The sequence below is a fragment of the Thalassolituus marinus genome (assembly GCF_020320395.1).
Classification (GTDB): domain Bacteria; phylum Pseudomonadota; class Gammaproteobacteria; order Pseudomonadales; family Oceanobacteraceae; genus Venatoribacter; species Venatoribacter marinus.
Window position 1 is genome coordinate 1 of record NZ_JAEDAH010000065.1, and the last position, 1,850, is coordinate 1,850.

The 1,850-nt window shown below is 53.2% G+C and carries 1 protein-coding gene; it reads right to left on the reverse strand.

Annotated features, from left to right (window positions below; all coding sequences use genetic code 11):
* On the reverse strand, positions 1-1,850 hold a 1,850-nt coding region (locus I9W95_RS12100), incomplete at both ends, for a Tn3 family transposase (RefSeq protein WP_225675240.1).

The window sequence follows — 1,850 nt, forward strand, 5'->3', positions numbered from 1 at the left end:
TGGTTTCTAAGGCTGGCGTCATCGATGTAGTTCAGCAGATACTGGGCCTTCAGTAACCGGTTGTATTCAGTCAGAGCCTCCAGTAACGGGTGGTTGTGCTTGTAGCCGGAGAGTTTACGCACCAACGTAGCTTGGCTGGTTTTCCGCTGGGCTAGAGAGACTGCGATCCGCTGGATGGTGTCCCAGTGGTCTATGATGCGTTTCGTGTTGATCGGCTTGCGCAACGATAGTTTCACGCGCTGATTTTCGTCTTCGGTGATGTTGAACAGCTCATTGATGACCTTGCCAACCCGGGCATATCGGGGGGCGAACCGATAACCGAACAGATCGAGCAAGGCAAAGTTCACATGATTTACCCCATGAGTGTCAGTTGAGAGCATGTCCGGGATAATCTCAGTACTGTTGTTCATCAACAGGTCAAAGATGTAATGGGATTCATGTTCGTTGGCGCCGATAACCCGGGCATTGATGGCCATATGATTGGCATTCAGACTGACCGCCGAGACGCCTTTGCTGGTACCGAAGTATTTTGAGGAATACCGTGTACGGAACGTCTCGCGCTTGGCTTCGAACTTCTGACCATCGGCACTGGCATGCAGACTGTCATCCTGGATGTTGTAGTGCTTGAAGATGCTCAGTCGTGTGGTAGCGTTGTTGATACGGTCATTGGCCGCATTCAGGGTTTCCAGCCGAAGGTAGTTCGCCTGGATAGTGCTGAGCTGATCATAGGTCCGATCGGAGATCTGAGCGATGCCATAGATGCCCTGATTAGTGGCATTGGCGATCAAGATCGCCAACAGGTCCACTTCGTATTGACGGCTTTTCGAGTTCATGCCCAGCACATGCTCGAAGTCGTCAATGAATCCGGTATCCTGATCCACCACGCGCAAGACATCGGCAACGCTGATCGCTCTCATTTGTTGGAAGAACGGATTATTCACCAGGTGTTTCTTACTGGCTGTAGGCAACCGCCAAAGGTGTTTGCCGCCTTTCGGGCGCAGTATCACGTCCCGATTGTCCGAACGTTCCAAGTATTCGCTGACCTCGTGTAACCGAAGGGTCAGCTCATCCGCCATACGCGGGATCAGTCGCGTCGGATCCTTGGAGATTTTCGGTTGCTGCGTACCCTCGACCAAGACCTGCTTCTGGTTTTTCCAGGTCTGTGGCTTCACCAGATCATCCTCTAACGCCCGATATCGAATGACTTCCGGCAGCATTAGCTGGCCGTTTAACCGGTTGGGAATCTGCAGGTACAGGAACCATTCATACCTGGCTTTATCTATACTGCCATCGGGTTTTAGCAATAGTGGTCGTGTGGCTTTCGGCGGTAGACGCTGATCAATGCAGGCATCGCCGAGCATATTGCCGGCGACCAGATCCAACCGAGCTTGGTCTAAGATCCGGGCTAACCGTTGCGTTTTGTCGGTGCCTTCCATGCGCAGACAGCAAAAGAGCGACCGTAACAGGCCGGTTCGCAATGTGGATTCCGTGTCCAGGTGTTGCCAGAACGCTTCCTCCGCTGACTGTTTCTGATTGCTCAGGTATCGGCAGACCGAGTTCAGGTCGTTGGCACTGAGAAACTGGAAAGCCTGTTGCTGTACCGCGTGGAAGGAAGTATTAGGGTCGATGCGGTCATCCACGAACAGGTGCAGGATCTCAGCGGCTTTACTCACGTTGCGGGCTGCCTTTTGCCAGTCTTGATAAACCCGTTCCTGCGCCATCTGATGCGCTCGTTGCTTCACCTGTCGAGTGTGATGGATGAACCCTTCCGCAATGCGCTCCAAGCCCTGCTGGTACCGAGACTGCAGATAGCACAGCAGGTACAAGCATTGGTTAGCAGGCGACTGACG